General features: G+C 48.3%; 1 protein-coding gene. It reads left to right on the top strand.

From position 1 onward, the window contains the following. Positions 1-806, top strand: an 806-nt coding sequence (locus R7E78_RS25835; RefSeq protein ID WP_318058569.1) for a VCBS domain-containing protein, incomplete at both ends; no start/stop codon positions are given.

Here is an 806-nt window from a genome sequence, read left to right as displayed (position 1 = left end):
TTTCCCTATTACAGCGACGGATTTTGATGGCGATACCAGCACCATGGTTTTGCCTGTCACCATTCAAGATGACGTTCCTACGATTGAGAATGTCCAGCCTCTCACTGTAGATGAAAATGACTTAATTACGAATGGTGGACAATCAAACGCACTGTTGGTTGAAGGGCAGTTCACGACCACACAAGGCTCAGATGGTGTGGTTCAGTACCAGCTTGAAACAGGTTCAGACCCGCTAAACGGTTTGACCTCCAACGGTCAAGTTATCACGTTGGCCGAAGTCAGTAATGCCGACGGCAGCTTTACCTACACAGCGACGGCAAACGGCAATCCGGTATTTACGTTACAGGTAAACAGTGACGGGAGTTACTCGTTTGAACTGCAAGGGGCTGTTGATCATGCTCCAAATAGTGACACCTTAACGTTAGACTTTTCCATCATCGCGACGGATTTTGATGGCGACACGAGCAAAATTACGTTGCCAGTCACGATCGTTGACTCATTGCCAGTTGTAACGGATTTTGAAGCGATCAGTGTTGATGAAGACGATCTGGCTGGTATCGGTTCAGACCAAAACGACCCAGTTTCAATTGATGGCCAGTTTACGACCACTGAAGGTGCAGACAGAGTCGTGAGTTACCAGCTTGACTCGAATGCGAAACCTGTTGATGGGCTCACCTCGCAAGGCAATCCAGTGACGTTGATAGAGACTGCCAATCCTGATGGCAGCTTCAGCTACGTTGCGACCGCTGATGGCAACCCTGTCTTTACGTTGGTAGTGAAAACGGATGGCAGTTATAACTTCACAC

The sequence above is a fragment of the Vibrio sp. YT-19(2023) genome (assembly GCF_033337395.1).
The sequence above is the reverse complement of the archived record's forward strand: the minus strand, read 5'-3'. Positions and strand labels throughout refer to the sequence as shown.